The following is a 22248-nucleotide window of genomic DNA, read 5'->3' on the forward strand; positions in this document are numbered from 1 at the left end:
CGCCGGTGGAAAATTCACGCGCCCGCTTTAACGGCGGCGCTCATTGGTCTAGGCCCTGTCACAGGGCCACGCGCCCGCCCGGGCGCAGATGCGGATAGAACGGAATTGTCCTTGTCTCCGAGACGACGACCACGGCCGCCCCTGTTCCTCGGTCGCGCCGCGGCGCTCGCCGCCGCGACGGCCCTCTCCGGCTGCGTGCTCGATTGGGAGAAGCCGGACGCCACGGTCGAGACCCCGCCCGCCTTCAAGGCCGCCAAGCCGGCCCGCTCGGCCGCGCCGATTCGCGCCGCCAAGGAATGGTCGCAGGGCTTCCGCTCGCCGGAGCTGACCCGCCTCGTCGAAAAGGCGCTCGAGCAAAATCTGGACATAGCCGCCGCGGTGGCGCGCATCCAGCAAGCCGACGCGACCGCGCGGATCAACAGCTCGCCGCTGTGGCCGTCGCTCACGATGAACGACATAGCGCGGCGCACCCAGACGCCGGCGACCATCACCAGCGCGACGAGCACCAGCGCCTCGACCAGCGCCACGACGACGACCGGCGCCGCCGGCTCGAGCGTGCTGCGCACGCGCCGCGCCAATTTCTTGCAGCTGCAGCTCGACGCCAGCTATGAGATCGACTTCTGGGGCAAGAATCAGGACGCCTCCAACGCCGCGCGGCTGCTCGCCGACGCCAGCCGCTTCGATCGCGACGTGGTCGAGATTTCCACCATCGCCTCGGTGGTGAACGCCTATTTTCAGGTGCTGACGGCGGAAGACCGGCTACGCATCGCCCACAACAACATCAAGATCGCCGAAACCGTGCTGAAGGCCATCAAGGCCCGGCTCGACGTCGGCACCGCCACGGCGCTCGACTTTTCGCAGCAGGATTCGGTCGTCGCGCAGCAGCGCGCCTCCGTGCCGCCGCTGGAGCAGACTTTGCGCCAGACGAAGAACACGCTGGCCGTGCTGCTCGGCGTCCCGCCGGAGAGCGCCGTCATCAAGGGCGGCTCGCTGACCCGGCTCAGCTTCCCGAAAGTCTCGCCCGGCCTGCCCTCCGAGCTGCTGCTGCGCCGCCCGGATATCGCAGAGGCCGAGGCCAAGCTCGAATCCGCCGAATTCTCGGTGCTGCAGGCGCGCGCCTCCTTCTTCCCGTCGATCAAGATCACCGGCTATTACGGCGTGCAGAGCATCGCGCTGCGCTCGCTGTTCCGCCCGGAGGCGATCGCCTGGCAGATCGCCGGCAATCTGACGCAGCCGGTCTTCGACGGCTATAATCTGCAGGGCCAATATCTGCTGCAGCAGGGCAAGTTCGCCGAGCTGGCGCAGGCTTACAAAAAACAAATTTTGACGGCCTTCTCGGACGTCGAGAATGCGCTCATCGCCATACAGGAGACCTCTCGCCAGCTGAAGCTGCAGGGCGAGGCGGCGGCCGCGGCGCGACGGGCCTATGAGGTGGCCGAAGCGCGGCTCCGTGAGGGAACGATCGATATCATCACCCTCTCGACCACGGAGACCACCTTGTTCCAGACCGAGGACGCGCTGGCCGTGGTTCGGCTCGCATATTTCCAGGCGGCCACCAGCCTCTATCAGGCGCTCGGCGGCGGCTGGTCCGGCGCGACGCGCGCGCTCGAGATCGCCGCCGAAGATGGCGCCTATGAGTCGGACAAGGGTCCCTGGCCGTGAAACCGCCGCTCTCCTGGCCGGCCGGCTGGCGCGCGAAGCGGCCGTCGCCGCTGGTCGCCCTGGGGGTCATCGCCGCGCTCGCGGCCGGCTATTACGTCGCCCGTCCCTGGATCTTCGGCGACGGGGCGCAAGAATCGGCCGCAGTGTCGGGCGGCAAGCGCGAGGGGCGCCGCCGCAGCCTGGATGGTCCCGTCTCCATAACGGCGACGCCGGTGCGGATCGCCGATGTGCCGGTGACGATCGACGCGGTCGGCACGGCGCAGGCGCTCAACACGGTCACTGTCCGCACGCAGGTCGATGGGCGGCTGATGAAGCTCGGCTTCGACGAGGGGCAGAGCGTCAAGAAGGGCGATATTGTCGCCCTCATCGATCCGACGCTCTATCAGGCCGCCTATGACCAGGCCGTCGCCAAAAAGGCGCAGGACGAAGCCAATCTCGCCAACGCCCGCGTCGATGTGACGCGCTATAAGAAGCTCGCGGCGAGCAATTTCGGCTCTCAGCAGCAATTTGCGACGCAGGAGTCGCTCGTCACCCAGCTCGAGGCGCAGATCCGCGCCGATCAAGGCGCGATCGACAACGCCAAGGCGACGCTGGATTACGCCACCATACGCTCGCCGATCGACGGCCGCACCGGCATAAGGCTCGTGGACGTCGGCAATATTCTGCACAGCTCGGACGCGACCGGCATCGTCGTCATCACCCAGCTGCAGCCGATCTATGTCGTCTTCACCGTGCCGCAGCAGTTTCTGCCCGCGGTGCAGAAGGCGCAGTCCCGCGCCCCGGCGCCGGCGGCCGCCCTCGGCCCGGACAATTCCAGCGTGCTGGACACGGGCGTGGTGACGGTGATCGACAATCAGATCGACCAGACCACCGGCACGGTGAAGATAAAGGCGACCTTCGAGAATAAGGGCCTCGCGCTGTGGCCGGGCCAGTTCGTCAACGTCCGGTTGACAGTCGATGTGCTACACGATGCGCGTGTGGTTCCGAGCTCGGCCATTCAACGCGGCCCCAATGGCGCCTTCGTCTATGCGCTGAACGAGGACGAGACCGTCTCGATGAAGGCGGTCTCCGTCGGACGGCAGGACGAGGTTCAGGCGGTGGTCGTCTCCGGCCTCGAGCCGGGCGAGAAGGTGGCGACGACCGGCTTCTCGCGGCTCGTCGACGGATCGCAGGTCAAGGTGATGGAGCCGACGGCCGATCGCGGCGCGGATGCTGCGAAGCGTCCGCGCAAGGAACAAAAGAGCGAGGCCGGCGGCGAGAAGCGCGGCGACGTCGGCGGCCCGCCGCAACAGAGGTGACGCTCCCGCGATGAGCGTGTCGACGCCCTTCATCGAACGGCCGGTGGCGACCTCGCTGCTGAGCTTCGCCGTGCTCTTGTTCGGCCTGCTCGGCTATGCGCGTCTGTCGATCTCGCCGCTGCCGCAGGTCGACTTCCCGACCATTCAGGTCACGACGCAATTGCCGGGCGCCAATCCCGACACGATGGCGGCGCTGGTGACGGCCTCGCTCGAGCGGCAGTTCGGGCAGATTCCGTCGCTGCAGACCATGTCGTCGCAGAGCTCCTTCGGCCTCTCGCAGATCACGCTGCAATTCGAGCTCGATCGCGACATAGACGCCGCCGCGCAGGATGTGCAATCGGCGATCAACGCCGCCGCCTCGACGCTGCCGCGCACGCTGCCCTATCCGCCCGTCTATTCGAAGGTCAATCCGGCCGACACGCCGGTGGTGACGCTCACCTTGCGCTCCAAGACCGCCAGCATGCGGCAGATGAGCGACGTCGCCGACACGCTGATCGCGCCGCGCCTCTCGGAAGTGCCGGGCGTCGGCCATGTGGCGGTGGAGGGCGGCGTGCGCCCGGCGGTGCGCATTCAGGCCGATCTCGCCCGGCTCGCCGCAAATCGCATGAGCATGGAGGATTTGCGCGCCGCCATCGCCGCCGCCAATGTCGCCGGCGCCAAGGGCTCGCTCGACGGGCTCCACCAATCCTACACGCTCGACGCCAATGACCAGCTGAAAGCGGCGCGGCAGTTCGAGACCGTCGTCGTCGCCTATCGCAATGGCGCGCCGATCATGCTGCGCGATGTGGCGACGGTGCTCGATGGGCTGGAGAACGCCAGGGTCGGCGGCTGGTATCGCGGCGAGCCGGCGATCATCCTCGACGTGCAGCGCCAGCCGGGCGCCAATATCATCAGCACGGTCGATCAGCTCCATAAGGAGCTGCCCAATGTCATGCGCGCGCTGCCCAAGGGCATGTCGCTCGAGGTGGTGAACGACCGCACCCAAACGATCCGCGCCTCGATCGAGGATGTGGAATTCACCCTGGTGCTGGCCACCGCGCTGGTGATTTTGGTGGTGCTGGTGTTTCTGCGCAGCTGGCGGGCGACGGTCATCGCCGGCGTCAGCCTGCCGCTCTCCATCATCGCCACTTTCGCGCTGATGTCGCTCGCCGGCTTCTCGCTCGACAATCTGTCGCTGATGGCGCTGACCATCGGCGCCGGCTTCGTCGTCGACGACGCCATCGTGATGATCGAGAACATCGTCCGCAACATAGAGCTCGGCAAGACGCCGCATCGCGCCGCGCTGGACGGCGCGCGGGAGATCGCCTTCACGGTGATCTCGCTCACCGTCTCGCTGATCGCCGTCTTCATCCCGCTTCTGTTCATGACCGGCCTCGTCGGCCGCATGTTCCGCGAGTTCGCGCTGACGCTCACCGCGCAGGTCGTCGTCTCGGCGATCATCTCGCTGACCTTGACGCCCATGCTCTGCGCCAAGCTGCTGAAGCCGGGCGCGGGCCACGCCTCCCATGCGCCGGAGAGCGGCTTTTCCGCCTGGCTCGACGAATTCTACGCCAAGACTCTCGCCATTGCGCTCGGCCGGCAAAAGCTGATGCTGGTCCTCACCTTCGGCACTCTGGCGCTCACCATCGCGCTCTACGCTTTCATCCCCAAGGGCTTCCTGCCGCGCCAGGACACGAGCCAGCTGAATGTCGTGCTGGAAGCCTCGCCCGATTCCTCCTTCGAGACGATGACGCGGCTGCAGGCCGAGGTCTCGAAAATCTTCGAGGCGGAGCCGGAGGCGACGGGGACCGCCTCGGTGCTCGGCGTCGGCCCGCTCAACGCCACCACCAATGTCGCCCATATGTCGGTGACGCTGCGCCCGCGCGATGTGCGCAGCGTCGGCGCGGACGAGATCGCCGAGCGGCTGAAGAAGGCGGCCGAGCGCATTCCCGGCGCGTCCGTCTACATAGAGCCGGTGCAGGACATACAGATCACGACGCGCGCCAGCCGCTCGCAATATCAATATACGCTCACCGCGCCCGATCAGGCCGAGCTGCAGGACTGGTCGCAGAAGCTGATCGACGCGATCCGCCGCGACGGCGTGTTCCGCAATGTCGCCGCCGAGACGCAGAACGGCGGGCTGCGCACCTTCCTGCACATAGACCGCGAGCTGATGGGGCGGCTCGGCGTCACCGCGCAAAATGTCGACGACACGCTGAACGACGCTTTCGGCCAGCGGCAAATCTCCACCATCTACGCCCAGTCTAACCAATATCGCGTGATATTGGAGGCGGCGCCGCAATATCAGCGCGACCCGACCGCGCTCGACAAGCTCTATGTCTCGCCCTCCAATGGCGGCCCGCAGACGCCGATCTCGACCTTCGTCTCGGTGGAGCAGACGACGGCGCCGCTCGCCGTCGCGCATCAGGAGCAGTTTCCGGCGGCGACGATCAGCTTCGACCTCGCTCCCGGCGCCGCGCTCGGCGATGCGGTGGAGGCGATCGCCCGCATAGAGCGTGAGATCGGCCTGCCCTCCTCCATCATCGGCATGTTCAGCGCCGATGCGGCGGAGTTCCGCAAATCGCTCGCCGGTCAGCCCTGGCTCATTCTGGCGGCGGCCATCGCCATCTATGTGGTGCTGGGCGTGCTCTATGAGAGCTATGCGCATCCCTTCACCGTGCTGACGACGCTGCCCTCGGCCGGCGTCGGCGCGCTGCTGGCGCTGATGGCGACCGGGCTCGACATGTCGCTGGTGGCGCTGATCGGCGTCGTGCTGCTGATGGGCATCGTCAAGAAGAACGCCATCATGATGATCGACTTCGCGCTGGAGGCGGAGAAGGCAGAGGCTCTGACGCCCTTCGACTCCATCGTGCGCGCCTGCCGGCTGCGCTTTCGGCCGATCATGATGACGACGCTGGCCGCGCTGCTCGGCGCGCTGCCGCTGGCGCTGGCGCATGGTCCGGGCAGCGAGCTGCGCATTCCGCTCGGCGTCTCGATCATCGGCGGGCTCATTCTGTCGCAGCTGCTGACGCTCTATACGACGCCGGTCATCTATCTCGCCGTCGATCGCCTGCGCGCGCGGCTGCGCGAATGGCTGCATGGATCGCCGGCGTCGCAGCCGCAGGCCGCCGCCCCGACAGCGCCGCCCTCCGAGCGCAAGGAGGCGGCGGAGTGATGGGGTTTCCCAGCGATTTCGCGCGATGCGAGCCTGAAGGCTCGCGGTCCAGGGCGCGCTTCGGACCGCGAGCCTTCAGGCTCGCCCACCCACGCGCCGATCGAGCCCCGACGCCATGAACATCTCCGAGCCTTTCATCCGCCGGCCGGTGGGCGCGAGCCTGCTCGCGGCGGCGCTGTTCATGGTCGGAGCCGTCGCCTATTTCTTCCTGCCCGTCGCCAGCCTGCCGGCGATCGACTTTCCGGCGATCGGCGTCATAGCGGCGCGGCCGGGCGCCGATCCGGCGACAATGGCGGCGTCCGTCGCCGCGCCGCTGGAGCGCCGCCTCGCCGGCATCTCCGGCGTCACCGAGCTCACCTCGGTCAGCTCGCTCGGCCAGACGCAGATCGTCGCGCAATTCGACATCGGCCGGAACATCGACGCCGCCGCGCGCGACGTGCAGGCGGCGATCAACGCCGCCGCCACGGATCTGCCCTCCGATCTGCCGCTCCTGCCGGTCTTCCGCAAGGCGAGCCAGGCGACGGTGCCCTCCATCGTCCTCGCTCTGACCTCGGAGACCTTGCCGACCAGCGCCATTTTCGACGCCGCCGATACGGTCATCGCCCAGCGCATCTCGCAAGTGCCCGGCGTCGCCGAGGTCCGCATCGCCGGCGCCGAGCAGCCGGCGATCCGCGTGCAGATGGATACGGCGCGCCTCGCCGCAATGGGCCTCGGCGTCGATGCGGTGGCGAACGCCATCGTCTCCGCCAATGTGCTCTCGCCGCTCGGCGCGCTGAATGGCGAGCAGCTCGGCCGCACCATCGGCGCCAGCGATCAGCTGGCGACGCCGCGCGACTTTCGCAATGTCGTCGTCTCGGCGAGCAATGGCGCCGTGGTCAAGCTCGGCGATATCGCCACTGTCGAGCGCGGCGTGCGCAATCGACTGGCGGCCGGCTGGTTCAACGGCAAGCCGGCGGTCATCATCATCGTGACGCGGCAGCCCAACGCCAATGTGATCGCCATGGTCGATCAGGTGAAGGCGCTGCTGCCCGAGCTGCGGACATGGATTCCGAGCGGCGTCGACGTCTCCATCCTCTCCGATCGGACGCAGACGATCCGCGCCAGCGTCTCGGAGATTCAGAACACGCTGCTCGTCTCCATCGCCCTCGTCATGGCGGTGGTGTTCGTCTTCCTGCGCCGGGCGACGCCGGTCTTCGCCGCGGCGGTGACAGTGCCGCTCTCCCTCGTCGGCTCCTGCGCGGCCATGTGGCTCGCCGGCTTCTCGATCAATAATCTGTCGCTGATGGCGCTCACCATCGCGGTCGGCTTCGTCATCGACGACGCCATCGTCATGATCGAGAACATAGAGACCAATGTCGAGCGCGGCATGGACCGGCTGGAGGCGGCGCTCACCGGCGCGAAGCAGATCGGCTTCACCGTCGTCTCGATCAGCCTGTCCTTGATCGCCGTGTTCATTCCGCTGCTGCTGATGGAAGGCATTTTCGGGCGGCTGCTGCGCGAATTCGCCTTCACACTCACCTTCGCCATCGTCATCTCGACCATCGTCTCGCTGACGGTGACGCCGACGATCTGCGCGCATCTGCCCTCGCCCAAGCGAGAGACGCCGTCCCGCTTCGACCGCCTGGTCGAGGGCGCTCTGGCGCGGCTCATCGGCCTCTATGCGCGCAGCTTGCGGCCGGTCGTCGACCATCCTTGGGCGACGCTCGGCGTGATCGTGCTGACGATCGGCTGGACCGTTCACCTCTACGCCTCGGTCCCCAAGGGCAATCTGCCGCAGGACGATATCGGCCTGCTCAACGGCACGACCGAAGCCTCGGCGGATATTTCCTTCGGCGATATGGTCGCGCTGCAGAAGAAGGCCGCCGCCATCGCCGCCGCCGACCCGGACGTCGTCAATGTCGGCTCCTTTATCGGCGGCTCCAATCAGAGCATGTCCGGCAATCAGGGCCGGCTGTTTCTGGCGCTGAAGCCCGCCACCGAACGCAAGGCGTCGAGCTTCGAGGTGCTGGCGCGCCTGCGCCAGGCGTTCGGCAAGATCGCCGGCCTCTCCGTCTATATGACGCCGTCGCAGGATTTGCGCTCCGGCGGGCGCCAGAGCAAAGCGCAATATCAGTTCACCATCACCGCCTCCACGGTCGACGATTTGGAAGAATGGACCCCCAAGCTGCTCGCGCGGCTGCAAAGGCTGCCCGATCTCGCCGACGTGACCACCGATCGGCAGCAGGGCGCGCTGAAGGCCAATGTCGTCATCGACCGCACCGCCGCCTCGCGCATGGGCGTGCCTATTCAGGCGATCGACGCGGCGCTCAACAGCTCCTTCGGCCAGCGTCAGGATTCGATCATCTACACGCAGCGCAATCAATATCGCGTCATCGTCGAGGCGCCGCTGTCGCGCCAGCGCGATCCGCGCGATCTCTCCGGCCTCTATGTCTCGGCCAGCGACGGAACCCAGGTTCCGCTCACCGCTGTCGCCCGCATAGAGCGCGGGACCATGCCGCTCGTCGTCAATCATCAGGGCGTGCTGCCGGCGGCGACCATCACCTTCAACATAGCGCCTGGCCATACGCTGGACGCGGCGGCGAAAGCCATTCTCACGGCGACCGAGGAAATGCAGCTCCCCAATGGGGTGCAGGCGGAATTCGCCGGCGACGCCAAGGATTTTCGCAAGCTCTCATCGGGGATGGCGTGGCTGATCCTGGCCGCGCTGCTCGCCGTCTACATCATCCTCGGCGTGCTCTATGAGAGCCTCGCCCATCCGGTGACGATCATCTCCACCCTGCCCTCGGCCGGGCTCGGCGCGCTGCTGGCGCTCGAGGCCTTCGACACGGAATTCACGATGATCGCCTTCATCGGCATTCTGCTGCTGATCGGCATAGTGAAGAAGAACGGCATCATGCTGGTCGACTTCGCCCTGCACGCCGAGCGCGACAAGGGCTATTCCGTGCGCGATGCGGCGCTGGAGGCGGCCGTGGAGCGCTTTCGGCCGATCTTGATGACGACGCTCGCCGCCATGCTCGGCGCCCTGCCGCTCGCCTTCGCCGGCGGAATCGGCGCGGAAATGCGGCGTCCGCTCGGCGTCACCATCGTCGGCGGGCTGCTGCTCAGCCAGATGCTGACGCTCTACACGACGCCGGTGATCTATCTATTGATGAGCAAGCTGGAGAGCCGGCGGCCGCGGCGGGCGCCCGAAACGCCGAGCCGCGAGGCTGCGATCCCAGAGCCGCAGACGGCAAAAGCGTCGTGAAGCGCGGTCGTCGCTCCACCGAAACATCGGACTTGCAGCGCGGCGGCGTCTGGTGTCCGATGGATCATCGCGACGTCCCCTTCTCCCCGCATGCGGGGAGAAGGAAGACTGCGAAGGTTGCGAGAAGCCCTTTTAAGATCAGTGCGTGAAGTCGCCCTGCGTCTCGAAGAACAGCCGCAGGACTGGATGCTCGCCACAATCCTCGACCGGAATGTGCCAGAATTTCGAGTCCATCTGCGGAAAGCGCGACATGGGAAGATGAATTTCCGTCAGTCGCGAATGATTGTCACGCCCCTCGATCATCGCCTCGCCGAGCAGATGCAGCAGATCTTCCAGTCGATCCGGCACTTCCGCGACAGTGAGCGTTGTCGTGTTCGAGAGAGGGCGGGCCTTATCGTAAACGAGCTCATAATCTGCTGGTTTCATAAATCCGACCCCACGATTGCCGGCCTAATGGCAAGCAAGACGCATACCGCAGGCGGAGCAGCTAGACCATGCTGCAGCGCATCCGCCCTGCGCCTTGCGCTCACTATAGACCCCTCAAGACGAAGGTCAAAAGGAGTGCGCGGCTTTCAGGGTCCAAAAAATCACAAAAGCGTGTCAATTTTGTAACCACCTCAACCCTCGGAATTATTTATGCGATTTCCCCAGCGGTCGGAGAAGATCAATTCCTCGAGCGGCAGGCGCTTGGCCCATTGCCGAATTTCGAGCTCCGGCTGCGCATAGGCCTTGGCGACGCGGCCGACGCAGAGATAGGCCACGATGGCGATTTCCGCAGGGATGTCGAAAATCGCACGTAAATCCTGCTCTCTCAATATGCTCACCCAGCCGACGCCGATTCCTTCCGCCCGCGCCGCCAGCCAGAAATTCTGCACCGCACAAGCGGTGGAGAGGAGATCGGCCTCCGGCTGCTGGGTGCGGCCGAGCCCGGTCTGGCCCTGCCGGGAGCGGTCGCAAGTGATGCAGATATTCAGCGGCGCTTTCAAAATCCCTTGCAGCTTCAAGCTTCGATATTGCGCGCGCCGCTCCGGCGGCAGCAACGCCTCCTCCGCCTCGGCGGCGCGCTCGAAGGCGGCATGCACCGCCTCTCGCAAGCCGCGGTCGCGGATGAGCAGGAAGTTCCAAGGCTGCATGAAGCCCACCGAGGGCGCGTGATGCGCGGCGTCCAGCAGGCGCATCACCTCCTCATGCGACAATTCATCGGGCAGGAATTCGTCGCGAACGTCGCGGCGCGTGTGAATGGCGCGATAGACGGCGGCGCGCTCCTCCTCCGAGAATGGCGCGCTGGCGACGAGCGACGGCTCTGGATCAAAGATCATTTTGTGCGCTCTCCAATGCGCGCTCCAGTCGTTCCCAGGCCGCGGGCGCAGCCGGCAGGCCGAAACGAAGCCGATCCGGCCGCTCGCCGAACCTACGCGTCAATATGCCGCGCCGGGCGAGATGGGCAAACCATCGATCCGCCGCCGCATGGCGAACGAGCCGAAAAAGCGACGTTCCGCTAATGATTTCGAAGCCTGCGGCGGCGAGCAGCCCGTCGAGCCGGACGGCCTCCTGCGCGAGCGCGACGCCGCGACCCGCGAGCCAGGGCGCATCGGCGAGCGCCGCCGCGCCGATCGCCAGCGCCGGGCCGGAGACGCTCCAGGGTCCGAGCGTCGCCCGCAACGGCTCGGCGAGCGCCGCGCCGCAGAGGGCGAAGCCGAGCCGGACGCCCGGCAATCCATAGGCCTTGCCGAAAGAACGCAAAAGCACGAGGCCATCCTCTCCCGCGTGCGGCGCGAGGCTCGCCTCGGCGGGAAGAAAATCGGCGAAAGCCTCATCGACGATGAGCAGCCCGCCCTTCGCCGCCATGGCCCGCGCCGTCTCGGCGAGACACGCGGCAGGCTCGAGGCGGCCGTCGGGATTATTGGGATTGACGACGACGCCGATCTCCGCCGCCGCGATCTCCTCCAGCGTTTCCACGCGCGCGACCTCGGCGCCGGCGGCGCGCCAGGCGGCCGCATGCTCCTCATAAGTGAGGCCGAGGACGGAGACCCGCGTCGCCGGCCTCGAGCGCGGCAGCCAATGCAAGCGCGGCAGGCTTTGAATGAAAGCCTGCGTCCCCGCCCCCGCGACGACCTGCGCCCCAGGCCCGGCGCGATAGGCGGCGGCGGCGATGCGCTCCAGCCCCGCCAGAGCGGCGACATCCGGCAGGCGGGTGAAGACTTCCGGCGCGAGCGGCGGAAACGGATAGGGATAGGGGCTGACGCCGGTCGAGAGATCGATCCAGGGCTCCGGCGCCTGCGGAAAATGCGCCCGCGCGAGATCGAGCCGGCCTCCATGCAGGATCGACGGCAGGATCGGCGGCGAAACGCTCATCGCGCCAGCTCCAACAGCGCGTCCACGTCCAAATGACGCTCGAAATGCTCGGCGAGACCGTCCAACGTCGCCTCGATCGACTGCTCATAGGAGAGGTCCGAGGCGCTCGCGCCATGATCGCGCAGGAAGGCGGCGCGCAGAGAATCATCGGCGAAAAAGCCATGCACATAGACGCCGGCGCAGCGACCATCCACTGAGGCCGCGCCGTCGCACCGCCCATCCTCGAAGCGCAGCAGCGGACGCGCGCAATCTGGCCCCTCGCTGCGGCCGGCATGCATCTCATAGCCGTAGAAGGGGATATTTTCGGCGATGGTCGCGCCTCTCACCTGCTTCAGCACTTTCTCGGTCTCGAAGACCGTCTCCATATCGAGGAGGCCGAGCCCCTCCACCGCGCCGGGCGGCCCCTCGAGCCCTTGCGGATCGGCGATGCGGCGGCCCATCATCTGATAGCCGCCGCAAATGCCGAAAACGCGCCCGCCGCGACGAATATGCGCGGCGAGGTCTATGTGCCAGCCGGCCTCGCGAAAGGCGGAAAGATCGGCGATCGTCGCCTTGGAGCCCGGCAGTATCACGAGCCGCGCCTCCGCCGGCAGCGGCTCGCCCGGCCGCACCAGAATGAAGCGCACGCCCTGCTCCGCCCGCAGCGGATCGAGATCGTCGAAATTGGCGATATTGGGCAGCAGCGGCGCGGCGATCGTCAGACCGCCCTCCCCGCTCGAGGCGCCGGCGCGCAGGCCGAAAGCGTCCTCCGCCGGCAGGCGCGCGGCGTCCGCGAAAAAGGGCGCGAGGCCGAGCGGCCGCCAACCGGTGCGCTCGGCGATGAAACGCATGCCTTCGTCGAAGAGCGAGGGATCGCCGCGGAATTTATTGACGATGAAGCCGCGGATCAGCGCTTCATCATCTGGATCGAGCACGGCCTTGCAGCCGACGAGCTGCGCGATGACGCCGCCGCGGTCTATATCGCCGACGAGCACGACCGGCGCATCGACGCGGCGCGCGAAGCCCATATTGGCGATGTCATTGGCGCGCAGATTGATCTCCGCCGCGCTGCCGGCGCCTTCGACCAGCACGATATCGCAGCTCGCGCGCAGGCGCTCATAGCTCTCCAGCACGGCGGACATGAGCCCCGCCTTCCATTGCTGATATTCGCGCGCGCGCGCCGAGCCGACGATTTTTCCGCGCAGCACGACTTGCGCGCCGGCGGCGCCCTGGGGCTTCAGCAGCACGGGATTCATATCGGCGGTCGGCGCGAGACGGGCGGCGCGCGCCTGCAACGCCTGGGCGCGGCCGATCTCGGCGCCGTCCGCCGTCACCGCGGCGTTGTTGGACATATTCTGCGGCTTGAAGGGCGCGACCCGCAAGCCGCGCCGCGTGAGCGCGCGCGCGAGGCCGGCGACGACCAGCGATTTGCCGACATCCGACCCCGTGCCTTGGAACATCAGAGTGACGCTCATCTAGGCCGCCTCGCAGAAGAGAAAATCGACGGCCGCCGCGACGTCATGAACGATGTGCGCCTCGCCGCCGCGCGGCGGCGTGACCATCACGACCGGCAGGCCGAGCATGCGCGCGGCTTCTATCTTCGCATAGGTCTCGCGGCCGCCGCTGTTCTTGGAGACGATGACATCGACCGCCGAGGCGCGCATCAGGGACAATTCGCTCTCGACTGTGAAAGGACCGCGCTCCAGGATCAATTGGCAGCGTGGCGGAAGGTCGTTCTCCTGCGGCTGATCGATCGTTCGGATCAGATAATAATGCTGCGGCGCACACAGAAAATCCGCGAGCCCCAGACGGCCGATGGTGAGAAAGACGCGCCGCGGCGCCTCGCCCAGCGCGGCCACGGCGCCGGCATTGTCCGCGACCTCGATCCAGCGATCCCCTTCCACGGAGCTCCAAGGCGCGCGCGTGTAGACCAGCAGCGGCAGGCCCAGCGCCGCGCAGGCCGCGCGCGCATTGGCGGAAATTCGCGCCGCAAAAGGATGGGTGGCGTCGATCACGCGCTCGATGCGCTCCTCGACGAGATAGCGCGTCAGCCCCTCGACGCCGCCGAAGCCGCCGATGCGGACCGGCAGCGGCGAGGCGAGCGGCGCGCTGGTGCGGCCCGCCAGCGAGACCACCGCGTCAAGGCGCGCGTCGCCGGCGAGACGGGCGGCGAGCGCGCGCGCCTCGCTGGTCCCGCCCAGAATGAGCGCCCGGATCGGCTCGGCCTTTTGCCGCAGCGCAGCGAGGGGCGCCGCGGCCGGCGTATTGGTCTGAGGCATGGCTTAGCCCTATACTCCCGCCCGTGATTATTCAAACGGAGGCTCGAGATGAAGCGGTCCTGGATGTGCGCGTCGATTTTTTCTGTCGTCGCGACCGCGGCGCTCGCCGATCCGATCGGCGAGTGGCGCGTCGCCGACGGCACCGCGCATATTCAGATCAGCCGCTGCGGGCAAGCGATCTGCGGCAAGATCGCCTGGCTCTCCGAGAAGGGCGTCGACGAGAACAATCCCGACCCCCGCCAGCGCAAGCGCTCGCTGCTCGGCCTGCCGATCCTGAATCTGAAGCTGACCGGCGACAATCAATGGACCGGCACAATCTACAACGCCAAGGACGGCCAGAGCTACGCCGCGAGCCTCGCGCTGCGCAGCGAGAAGGTGCTGCTCCTCGAGGGCTGCGTCAATGGCACCAATATCTGCGGCGGCGAGGAGTGGACGCGGGTGCGGTGAGCGGCTGGAGTGTTTTCGAGCGACGTGGGAACCGGTTCGCGTGAAGAAAACATGACATAAATAAAGGAATCGAGCGCTTTTCCGGTTCGATCTGAACCGGAAAAGCGCTCGGCGCCACTCTATTTTCCGCGCGCGAGATACTCCTCCTTCAGAATGCGTCGCAAAACCTTGCCGACATTGGTCTTGGGCAGGCTGTCGCGGAACTCGAAATGGCGCGGCGCCTTGTAATGCGTCAGCGTCTCGCGGCAGAAATCATGCAGCTCCTTGCCGGTGACGCTGGGATCGCGCGGCACGATGAAGGCGAGCGGCGCCTCGCCCGAATGCGGATCGGGAATGCCGATCACCGCCGCCTCGCTGACCTTGGGATGGCGCGTCAGCACATTCTCGACTTCATTGGGATAGACGTTGAAGCCGGAGACCAGGATCATCTCCTTGAGACGATCGACGATCTTCAATAGTCCGTCGGGCATCATCACAGCGACGTCGCCCGTGCGCAAGAAGCCGTCCTCCGTCGTCGCCGCGACCGTCTCTTCCGGCCTGTTCCAATAGCCGGCCATCACTTGCGGACCTTTGACGCAGAGCTCGCCGCGCTCGCCGAAAGGCGCGGGCTCGCCGGAAGGCAGGCGGATCGAAATTTGCGTCGAGGGATAGGGATAGCCGATGGCGCCGGAAAATTCGACGAGATCGGGGCGGTTGCAGGTGATGACCGGCGATGTCTCCGAAAGGCCATAGCCTTCGATGATGGGATGGCCGGTGATCTCCTTCCATTTGCGCGCGACGACGTCTTGCGTCGCCATGCCGCCGGAGATGCAGAAGATGAGATTGGAGAAATCGACGCGCGGAAAATCGCGATGATTGGCGAGCGCCGCATAGAGCGTGTTGACGCCGGAGATCATGGTGAAGCGCGATTTGCGCAGCGTCTTCACGAAGCCGGGGATATCGCGCGGATTGGCGATGAGCAGGCAGGAGCCGCCGATCTTCACGATCAGCAGGCAGCAGGCGGTGAGGCCGAAGATGTGATAGAGCGGCAGCGCCGTCACCATCACCTGATCGAGCGGCGTCGGCAGATAGGGGCAGAGCCAGGCGGCCGATTGCGTGACATTGGCCGCTATGTTGCGATGCCGCAGCATCGCGCCCTTGGCGACGCCGGTCGTGCCGCCCGTATATTGCAGAAAGGCGAGATCATCCGGGCCGACGTCGGCGTCGCGCAGCGGCGCCCGGGCGCCCGCGCGCAGCACGCGCGAAAAGGGCAGGCTCTGCGGCAGGCGATAGCGCCGCACCGCGCATTTCACATAGCGCGAGACGAAATTCACGATTGGGCCGCGCAGGCCGAGAAGATCGCCCGGAGCGATGACGACGGCTTTCTCGAGGTTCATCGACGGCCATGCGGCCTCGACCGTATGAGCGAAATTCTCCAGCACGAAGATCATGCGCGCGCCGGAATCGTCGATCTGATGCGCGAGCTCCTTGGGCGTGTAGAGCGGATTGACGTTGACGACGATCGCGCCCGTGAAAAGCACGCCGAAGATCAAGGGCGGATAGGCCATCACATTGGGCGCCATGATCGCGATGCGATCGCCCTTGGCGATTCCCTGCGATTGCAGCCAAGCCGCGATCGAGCGCGCGGCGTTGCCGAATTCGGCATAGGTGAGCTTGGCGCCGAAGCTCTCGAGAGCGGTGCGGCCGGAAAATTCGACGACGCTCTGGCGGAACATGTCCACGAGGGTCGAATAGCTCGCCGGGTCGATCTCGGCGGGCACGAAAGGCGGATAGGATGCGACCCAGGGGCGGGTGGCGTAAGGGTCCGACGCGAGAGTGGCGGCAGTCATTCGTGGCCTCCGGGCATGGGCGCGATCGACCGCGGCCCAGCGGTCCGCTCATTGGATTAGCGTTTGCTCGTGATAGCGACAACTCGGGATAGCGCCAATCCGCTCACGAAAATATAGCGCGCCGCGGGCGCGAGCGCAGCCCCGGGCGCGCGACGATCGTCGTCGCAGCGCAGCATCGCCGCGACTTTCGAAATTGGAAGCCTCAGGCGCCGACGGCTCCCGCGCGCATGCCGAGCAGCAGCGTGAGACCGAAGGCGAGCACGAGGAGAGCGGCGAGCAGCTCGCCCGCGCGCAGCAGCGTCTCCGCGCGCGACGATCTGCGCGCGGCGAGACGCGCGGCGAAATCCTTGGCGAAGACGGCCGTGGCCGCCAAGGCGCCGGTGGTGATCGCCGTGCCGGCGGACATCAGCAACGTCGCCCCGGCGCCCGCTATGAAGACGCCTTGTGACAGGGTGAAGACGAGCACGAGTATGGCGCCCGAGCAGGGACGAAGCCCCGCCGCGACGACCGTCCCTAGCGCGTCGCCCCAGCGAAAGCCGGCGCCGAGGCGGGCGGCGTCGATCGCATGCATATGGCCGCAGTCCGGCCCATGAACATGGGCGGGATCGTCGTCGATCGCCTCGCAGGCGAAGGCGCCGCGGCGCGCGACGGCGAGGACAGGCGCCGGCTCCCGCAGCGCGGCGAGCAGCGCGCGCCCTTTGACATAGGCGAGGCGCGCGCCCACGGCGGCGATGGCGGCGTAGCTCGCCGTCTCGATCCATGTCGCCGCCTCGGTCATGCGCTGCGCGGTGAAGCCGAAGACAATGGCCGCCACGCCGACGAGCGCTATGGCCACCACGCCCTGCAGCAGCGCCGCCAGAGCGGCGAGCGTCAGACCGCGCTTCAGCGCCGTTTCATTGGCGATCATATAGGAGGCGAGCACGGCCTTGCCATGACCCGGCCCGGCGGCGTGAAAAACGCCATAGGCAAAGCTCGCGGCCGCCAGAGTGAAGAAGGCGCCGTTGTCGGTCTTCAGCGCGCGCGCAGCGTTCTGCAGCTCCATATGGAATTTGCTCTGCCAGGCGAGCAGCAGCCCGGCGAGGCCGCTCGCCGCGCCGACCGGAGCTTCCGAAGGGCCGACGGCGAAAGGATGACGCGCCGCCTGCGCCAGCGCGGCGTCCTGCGACAGCGCGAGCGCGGCCAGCGCCAGAAGAAGCAGCGCGCGATCCCGCGGAGAAACCCTCACGGGCAGGCCACCACGATGCGCGCGGCGAGCTTCATGCCGAAATCGGCGCCGGGCGACATATTGGCGAAAAAGGCTTCGCTCAGCTTTTGCGTGTCGACGGCGAGCAGCGGCTTCGGCTCCACGACGCTGGTCGAGCAGCCCGCCGGAGCGCCGGCGAGAGTCACCGGATTTTGCTTCTCGAGATCGAAGGCGACAAAGTAGGTCGGATCATAGGTCTGGAAGGAGAAAGGCTTTTGCGCCGGCAGCGGCTTCTCCAGCGGCAGCGTGAAATGCATGGTGACGATGCGCTTGTCGTCGGCCTCGAGCCACACATCCTCCGGCGGGCCGAAGGCGGCCTTGGCGTTCTGATATTTCGCGAAGGTGAAATAATCGAATTCGGCGAGCGATTCGGCGTTGGTCTTGGCGAGCGGCGCGAGCTCCTCGCGGCTCGGCGGCTTGCCGTCCTTGCCGAGCCCTTGCAGCGCGAAGGCGGAATACATTTCGTCGAAGGTCCAGGCGTGGCGCACGCCCTTGATCTTACCGTCCGGCGTGAACACGATCTCGCTGCGCGTGGCGACCCAGACATGCGGATGCGCAGCGGCCGGGACGGCGGCGAGCGCCATGGCGAGGGTCAGCGAAGCGAATGTGAATCTTCTCGGCATAGGGGCTCTCGCCTCGATGGGGCCGCGGCGCTCGTCTCCGGTCCCGCGAATCGCTCCGGCTCCACGCGCGGACCCTCTAGTCGCGGAAGGCGGCGGAAACAGGGCCGGGCGCTCTGTTTCGACAGCTTTTTTGGCGCCCGCGAAGGCTCGCTTGCTGGCGTCGCGCGTCGTGACGTATAATGTCACGCCCGGCGCCGCAAGGACAAGCCGGGCGGGTCGCGCCGGGGGCGGCGGCGGCCGTCCCTCGCGGATGGGATACGGATTTTCACGGATGAGGAGGACGGGAGTCTTTCCGCCGACGCGCAAATCCGCAATATGACTCTTTCGGAAGCGCCTCGCGCGAGAGCTTTCGAGCGGCAACGCTTCATATGGGGAGCCGGCCTCGCGCCGCTCTCCGAGACGATGACGTCGCGCGGCCCTGCGCGAGCGGGGCGCCCCGCGAGGGCATCGCGCCGAGCGAGGAGAGAATACGTATGGCGGATGTAGTCGCCGGCGCCACGACAACCGGCCCCGCCTTCGGCGACGTGTCCCTCGCCGATCGTTTCGATCTTTCCAAGACGCATGTGCTCATCAACGGCACGCAGGCGATCGTGCGTCTTCTGCTGATGCAGAAGGAGATGGATCGTCGCGCCGGCCTGCGCACGGCGGGCCTCGTCTCCGGCTATCGCGGCTCGCCGCTCGGCGGCATGGACGCGCAGCTGCACAAGGCGAAGCCGCTCTTCGACAAGCACGACATTCTCTTCATGCCGGGCCTCAACGAGGATCTCGCCGCCACCGCCATATGGGGCGCGCAGCAGGCGGAGATGCGCGGCGACGGCAAATATGACGGCGTCTTCTCCGTCTGGTACGGCAAGGGTCCGGGCGTCGATCGCTCCGGCGACGCGCTGCGTCATGTCAATCTCGCCGGCTCCTCGCGCAATGGCGGCGTGCTGGCGCTGATGGGCGACGATCACACGGCGGAATCCTCCACCACGGCGCATCAATCCGAATTCGTCTTCGTCGATATGATGATGCCGATCCTCTCGCCGGCCGGCGTGCAGGAGATTCTCGATTACGGCCTCATGGGCTTCGCGCTGTCGCGCTACGCCGGCGTCTGGGTCGGCCTGAAGCTCATCAAGGACACGGTGGAGTCCACCGCCTCCATCGACGGCTCGCTCGATCGCGTGCGCCCGATCGCGCCGCTCGATTTTCTGCTGCCGCCGGGCGGCCTCAACATACGTCCGCGCGATCCGGTGCTGACGCAGGAAGCGCGCATGCAGGAGAGCAAGCGCGACGCCATGCTCGCCTTCATCCGCGCCAATCGCCTCAATCGCATCATCACCTCCGGCGGCCCCGCCGCCAAGATCGGCGTCATCACTGTCGGCAAATCCTATCTCGACGTGCGCCAGGCGATGGACGATCTCGGCATAGACGAGGTGAAGGCCAACGACTACGGCCTGCGCCTCTATAAGATCGCCTGCCCCTGGCCGCTGGAGCCGCAAGGCCTGCGCGAGTTCGTGCGCGGGCTCGATCTCGTCATCGTCGTCGAGGAGAAGCGCTCGCTGATCGAGGTGCAGCTGCGCGAGCAGCTCTATGGCTCCTCGCATCAGCCCATCTGCATCGGCAAGAAGGACGAGGTCGGCGAATGGCTCTTCCCGGTCAAAGGCTCGCTCGACGCCAATGATATCGCCATCGCCATCGGCCGGCGCCTGCTGAATTATGTCCGCTCCGATGATCTCGAAGGGCGCGTGCGCCGGCTCGAGCAAATGCAGGAGCGGCGCAAATCGCTGACCGACGTCGGCGTGCGCGTGCCGCATTTCTGCTCCGGCTGCCCGCATTCGACATCCACCCATGTGCCGGAGGGCATGCGCGCCTACACGGGCATCGGCTGCCATTATATGGCGCAATGGATGGACCGCTCGACCGAGGGCTACACGCATATGGGCGGCGAAGGCGCCAATTGGATCGGCGAGGCGCCCTTCTCGACGCGCAAGCATGTGTTCCAAAATCTCGGCGACGGCACTTACAATCATTCCGGCTCGCTGGCCATTCGCTTCGCCGTTGCGACGAAGACGAACATAACGTTCAAGATTCTCTTCAACGGCGTCGTCGCCATGACCGGCGGACAGGCGCATGAGGGCGATCTCACCGTCGAGGCCATAGCGCATCAGGTGGCGGCCGAAGGCGTCGCCAGAATCGCGCTCGTGTCCGACGAGCCGCATAAATACGCCTCCGATATCCAATGGCCGCCCGGCCTCGACATTTATCACCGCAACGTCATCAACAGCGTGCAGAGCGAGCTGGCCGCAACGGATGGCGTCACCGTTCTGATTTACGATCAGACCTGCGCCACGGAGAAGCGCCGCGGCCGCAAGCGCGGCGAATATCCAGACCCGGATGTGCGCGTCGTCATCAACGAGCTGGTCTGCGAAGGCTGCGGCGATTGCGGCCGCGCCTCCAATTGCGTGTCGGTGCAGCCGCTGGAGACGGAGTTCGGCCGCAAGCGCCGCATCGATCAGTCGAGCTGCAACAAGGATCTCTCCTGCCTCGAGGGCTTCTGCCCGAGCTTCGTCACCGTTCATGGCGCGCGCATGAAGAAAGCCGCGCCGACCAGCGAGACGCAATGTCCGCCGCCGCCGGAGCCCGCCGTTCCGCAGATCGGCGCGGCGCCTTATGGCGTGCTCGTCGCCGGCATAGGCGGGACGGGCGTCGTCACGGTGAGCGCCATTCTCGGCATGGCCGCGCATCTCGAGGGCAAGGGCGTCGGCGTCATCGATATGGCCGGCCTCGCGCAAAAAGGCGGCGCCGTCTATTGCCATGTGAAGATCGGCCGCACGCCCGACGAAGTTCACGCGATCCGCATCGCCGCGGGCGAGGCCGATCTCGTGCTCGGCTGCGATCTCGTCGTCGCCGGCGGCAAGCAGATTCTCGCGGCGATCGATCCCGCGCGCAGCCATGTCGTCGTCAACAGCGCCGAGGTGTTTCCCGGCGATATCGAGCGCGACCCCGATTTCGTGCTGCCGGCGCAGCTCATCGAGCGCGCAATACGCGAGGCCGCCGGCGAGCGCGTCGATTTCCTGAATGTGACGGAGCTGGCGCTGGCGCTGCTCGGCGATTCCATCGCCGCCAATATGTTCATGCTCGGCTACGCATGGCAGAAGGGATTGCTGCCGCTCTCCGAGGCCGCGCTCTTGCGCGCGATCGAGCTGAATGGCGAGGCGGTGGCGATGAATCATTCCGCTTTCGCCTGGGGCCGCCGCGCCGCGCATGATCTTCCGAGCGTGACGACCGTCGTCTCCTCATTGCGCGAGCGCAATCCCGCGCGGGATGTGTCACATTCATTGGAAGAGGCGATCGATCGCCGCGTCGCCTTCCTCACCGATTATCAGAACGCCGCTTACGCCGCCCGCTATCGCGCACGCGTCGACGCCGTCGCGCGCCTCGAGAAGGAGCGCGTTCCGGGAACGAAGGAGCTGACCGAGGCGGTGGCGCGCGGGCTGTTCAAGCTGATGTCGGCCAAGGACGAGTTCGAGGTGGCGCGGCTCTACACGGATGGCTCTTTCCAGCGCCAGCTCGCCGAAATCTTCGAGGGCGATCTGCGCATGGAGCTGCATCTCGCGCCCAATCTCGTCGCCTTCCAGCGCAAGAACGACATTGGCGGATCGCGCAAGATCACCTTCGGCCCGTGGATGTTCCATGTGCTGAAATGGCTGGCGCGCTTCAAGGGCCTGCGCGGCACCATCCTCGATCCCTTCCGTCCCGACAGCGACCGCATCGCCGAGCGCAAGATGCTCGCCGATTATCAATTGCTGCTGGACGATATTCTGCCGCGCCTGTCGCCGGCCAATCATGCGACAGCTGTGGCGCTGGCCCGCATACCGGAGAAGATTCGCGGCTTTGGCCATATACGCGCCCGCAGCGTGCTGGAGGCGCGCGCCGAAATCGCGCGGCTCTATGGCGAATATTACGCGATCAAGCCCGATCTGAAGATGGCGGCGGAGTGAGGGTGAAGAGACCGCAATGAACCCGCTCCACCCTCCCCTTCAGGGGGAGGGTCGGCCGGCGATAGCCCGGCGCTTGCGACGGGCGTTCTTCGCAGAACGCCCTATGGCCGGGACGGGGTGGGGTTCAATGGCAAAGACTCGGGGTTTCACCC

Annotated in this window: 14 protein-coding genes; 6 read left to right on the top strand and 8 right to left on the bottom strand. The window is 66.6% G+C overall.

Annotation, left to right across the window (positions count from 1 at the left end; translation table 11 throughout):
• The first annotated feature begins 105 nt into the window (after positions 1 to 105).
• The 4 genes from METLW3_RS0113810 to METLW3_RS0113825 all read left to right on the top strand — a co-directional run bounded on the left by METLW3_RS0113810 (position 106) and on the right by METLW3_RS0113825 (position 9358).
• Positions 106 to 1662, top strand: coding sequence for an efflux transporter outer membrane subunit (locus tag METLW3_RS0113810; protein ID WP_024880482.1), 1557 nt, complete (start codon positions 106 to 108; stop codon positions 1660 to 1662).
• Complete coding sequence (locus tag METLW3_RS0113815; protein ID WP_024880483.1) at positions 1659 to 2960, top strand: efflux RND transporter periplasmic adaptor subunit; 1302 nt, start codon at positions 1659 to 1661, stop codon at positions 2958 to 2960. The genes METLW3_RS0113810 and METLW3_RS0113815 overlap by 4 nt, the downstream gene beginning before the upstream one ends.
• A 10-nt stretch (positions 2961 to 2970) precedes the next feature.
• Positions 2971 to 6114, top strand: a complete 3144-nt coding sequence (locus METLW3_RS0113820; protein ID WP_024880484.1) for an efflux RND transporter permease subunit — start codon at positions 2971 to 2973, stop codon at positions 6112 to 6114.
• A 115-nt stretch (positions 6115 to 6229) separates the two neighbouring features.
• Positions 6230 to 9358 carry an efflux RND transporter permease subunit gene (locus METLW3_RS0113825; protein ID WP_024880485.1) on the top strand — a complete coding sequence of 1043 codons (3129 nt, stop codon included), beginning with the start codon at positions 6230 to 6232 and terminating at the stop codon, positions 9356 to 9358.
• A 138-nt stretch (positions 9359 to 9496) separates the two neighbouring features.
• Here the strand turns inward: METLW3_RS0113825 and METLW3_RS0113830 are convergent, their stop codons facing one another.
• From METLW3_RS0113830 to METLW3_RS0113850, 5 genes are all read right to left on the bottom strand, one after another.
• Positions 9497 to 9784 carry a hypothetical protein gene (locus METLW3_RS0113830; RefSeq protein WP_024880486.1) on the bottom strand — a complete coding sequence of 96 codons (288 nt, stop codon included), beginning with the start codon at positions 9782 to 9784 and terminating at the stop codon, positions 9497 to 9499.
• Between the two features lie 191 nt (positions 9785 to 9975).
• Complete coding sequence (bluB, locus tag METLW3_RS0113835) at positions 9976 to 10677, bottom strand: 5,6-dimethylbenzimidazole synthase (RefSeq protein ID WP_024880487.1); 702 nt, start codon at positions 10675 to 10677, stop codon at positions 9976 to 9978.
• On the bottom strand, positions 10667 to 11713 hold the full coding sequence (gene cobD, locus METLW3_RS0113840; protein ID WP_024880488.1) for a threonine-phosphate decarboxylase CobD: 1047 nt from the start codon (positions 11711 to 11713) through the stop codon (positions 10667 to 10669). Before cobD ends, bluB begins: the two co-directional genes overlap by 11 nt.
• A complete protein-coding gene (locus METLW3_RS0113845; RefSeq protein ID WP_024880489.1) occupies positions 11710 to 13167 on the bottom strand; it encodes a cobyric acid synthase in 1458 nt (485 codons plus the stop codon). Before METLW3_RS0113845 ends, cobD begins: the two co-directional genes overlap by 4 nt.
• Positions 13168 to 13971 (bottom strand): cobalt-precorrin-6A reductase, encoded by an 804-nt coding sequence (locus METLW3_RS0113850; RefSeq protein WP_084484838.1) that lies wholly within the window; start codon positions 13969 to 13971, stop codon positions 13168 to 13170.
• Between the two features lie 48 nt (positions 13972 to 14019).
• Between METLW3_RS0113850 and METLW3_RS0113855 the strand changes: the two genes are divergently transcribed.
• A complete protein-coding gene (locus tag METLW3_RS0113855) occupies positions 14020 to 14418 on the top strand; it encodes a DUF2147 domain-containing protein (RefSeq protein WP_024880491.1) in 399 nt (132 codons plus the stop codon).
• A gap of 119 nt (positions 14419 to 14537) precedes the next feature.
• Here the strand turns inward: METLW3_RS0113855 and METLW3_RS0113860 are convergent, their stop codons facing one another.
• The 3 genes from METLW3_RS0113860 to METLW3_RS0113875 form a co-directional block, all read right to left on the bottom strand.
• Positions 14538 to 16247 (bottom strand): AMP-binding protein, encoded by a 1710-nt coding sequence (locus METLW3_RS0113860; RefSeq protein WP_024880492.1) that lies wholly within the window; start codon positions 16245 to 16247, stop codon positions 14538 to 14540.
• A 202-nt stretch (positions 16248 to 16449) separates the two neighbouring features.
• Positions 16450 to 17472, bottom strand: a complete 1023-nt coding sequence (locus METLW3_RS0113870) for a nickel/cobalt transporter (RefSeq protein WP_024880493.1) — start codon at positions 17470 to 17472, stop codon at positions 16450 to 16452.
• Positions 17469 to 18113, bottom strand: coding sequence for a DUF1007 family protein (locus METLW3_RS0113875; RefSeq protein ID WP_024880494.1), 645 nt, complete (start codon positions 18111 to 18113; stop codon positions 17469 to 17471). The genes METLW3_RS0113870 and METLW3_RS0113875 overlap by 4 nt, the downstream gene beginning before the upstream one ends.
• Positions 18114 to 18586: 473 nt before the next feature.
• On the opposite strand from METLW3_RS0113875, the gene METLW3_RS0113880 reads away from it, so the two are divergent.
• Positions 18587 to 22096, top strand: a complete 3510-nt coding sequence (locus tag METLW3_RS0113880) for an indolepyruvate ferredoxin oxidoreductase family protein (RefSeq protein WP_024880495.1) — start codon at positions 18587 to 18589, stop codon at positions 22094 to 22096.
• The last annotated feature ends 152 nt before the right edge of the window (positions 22097 to 22248 follow it).

Origin of the sequence: Methylosinus sp. LW3 (assembly GCF_000527115.1) — a bacterium.
Classification (GTDB): Bacteria; Pseudomonadota; Alphaproteobacteria; order Rhizobiales; family Beijerinckiaceae; genus Methylosinus.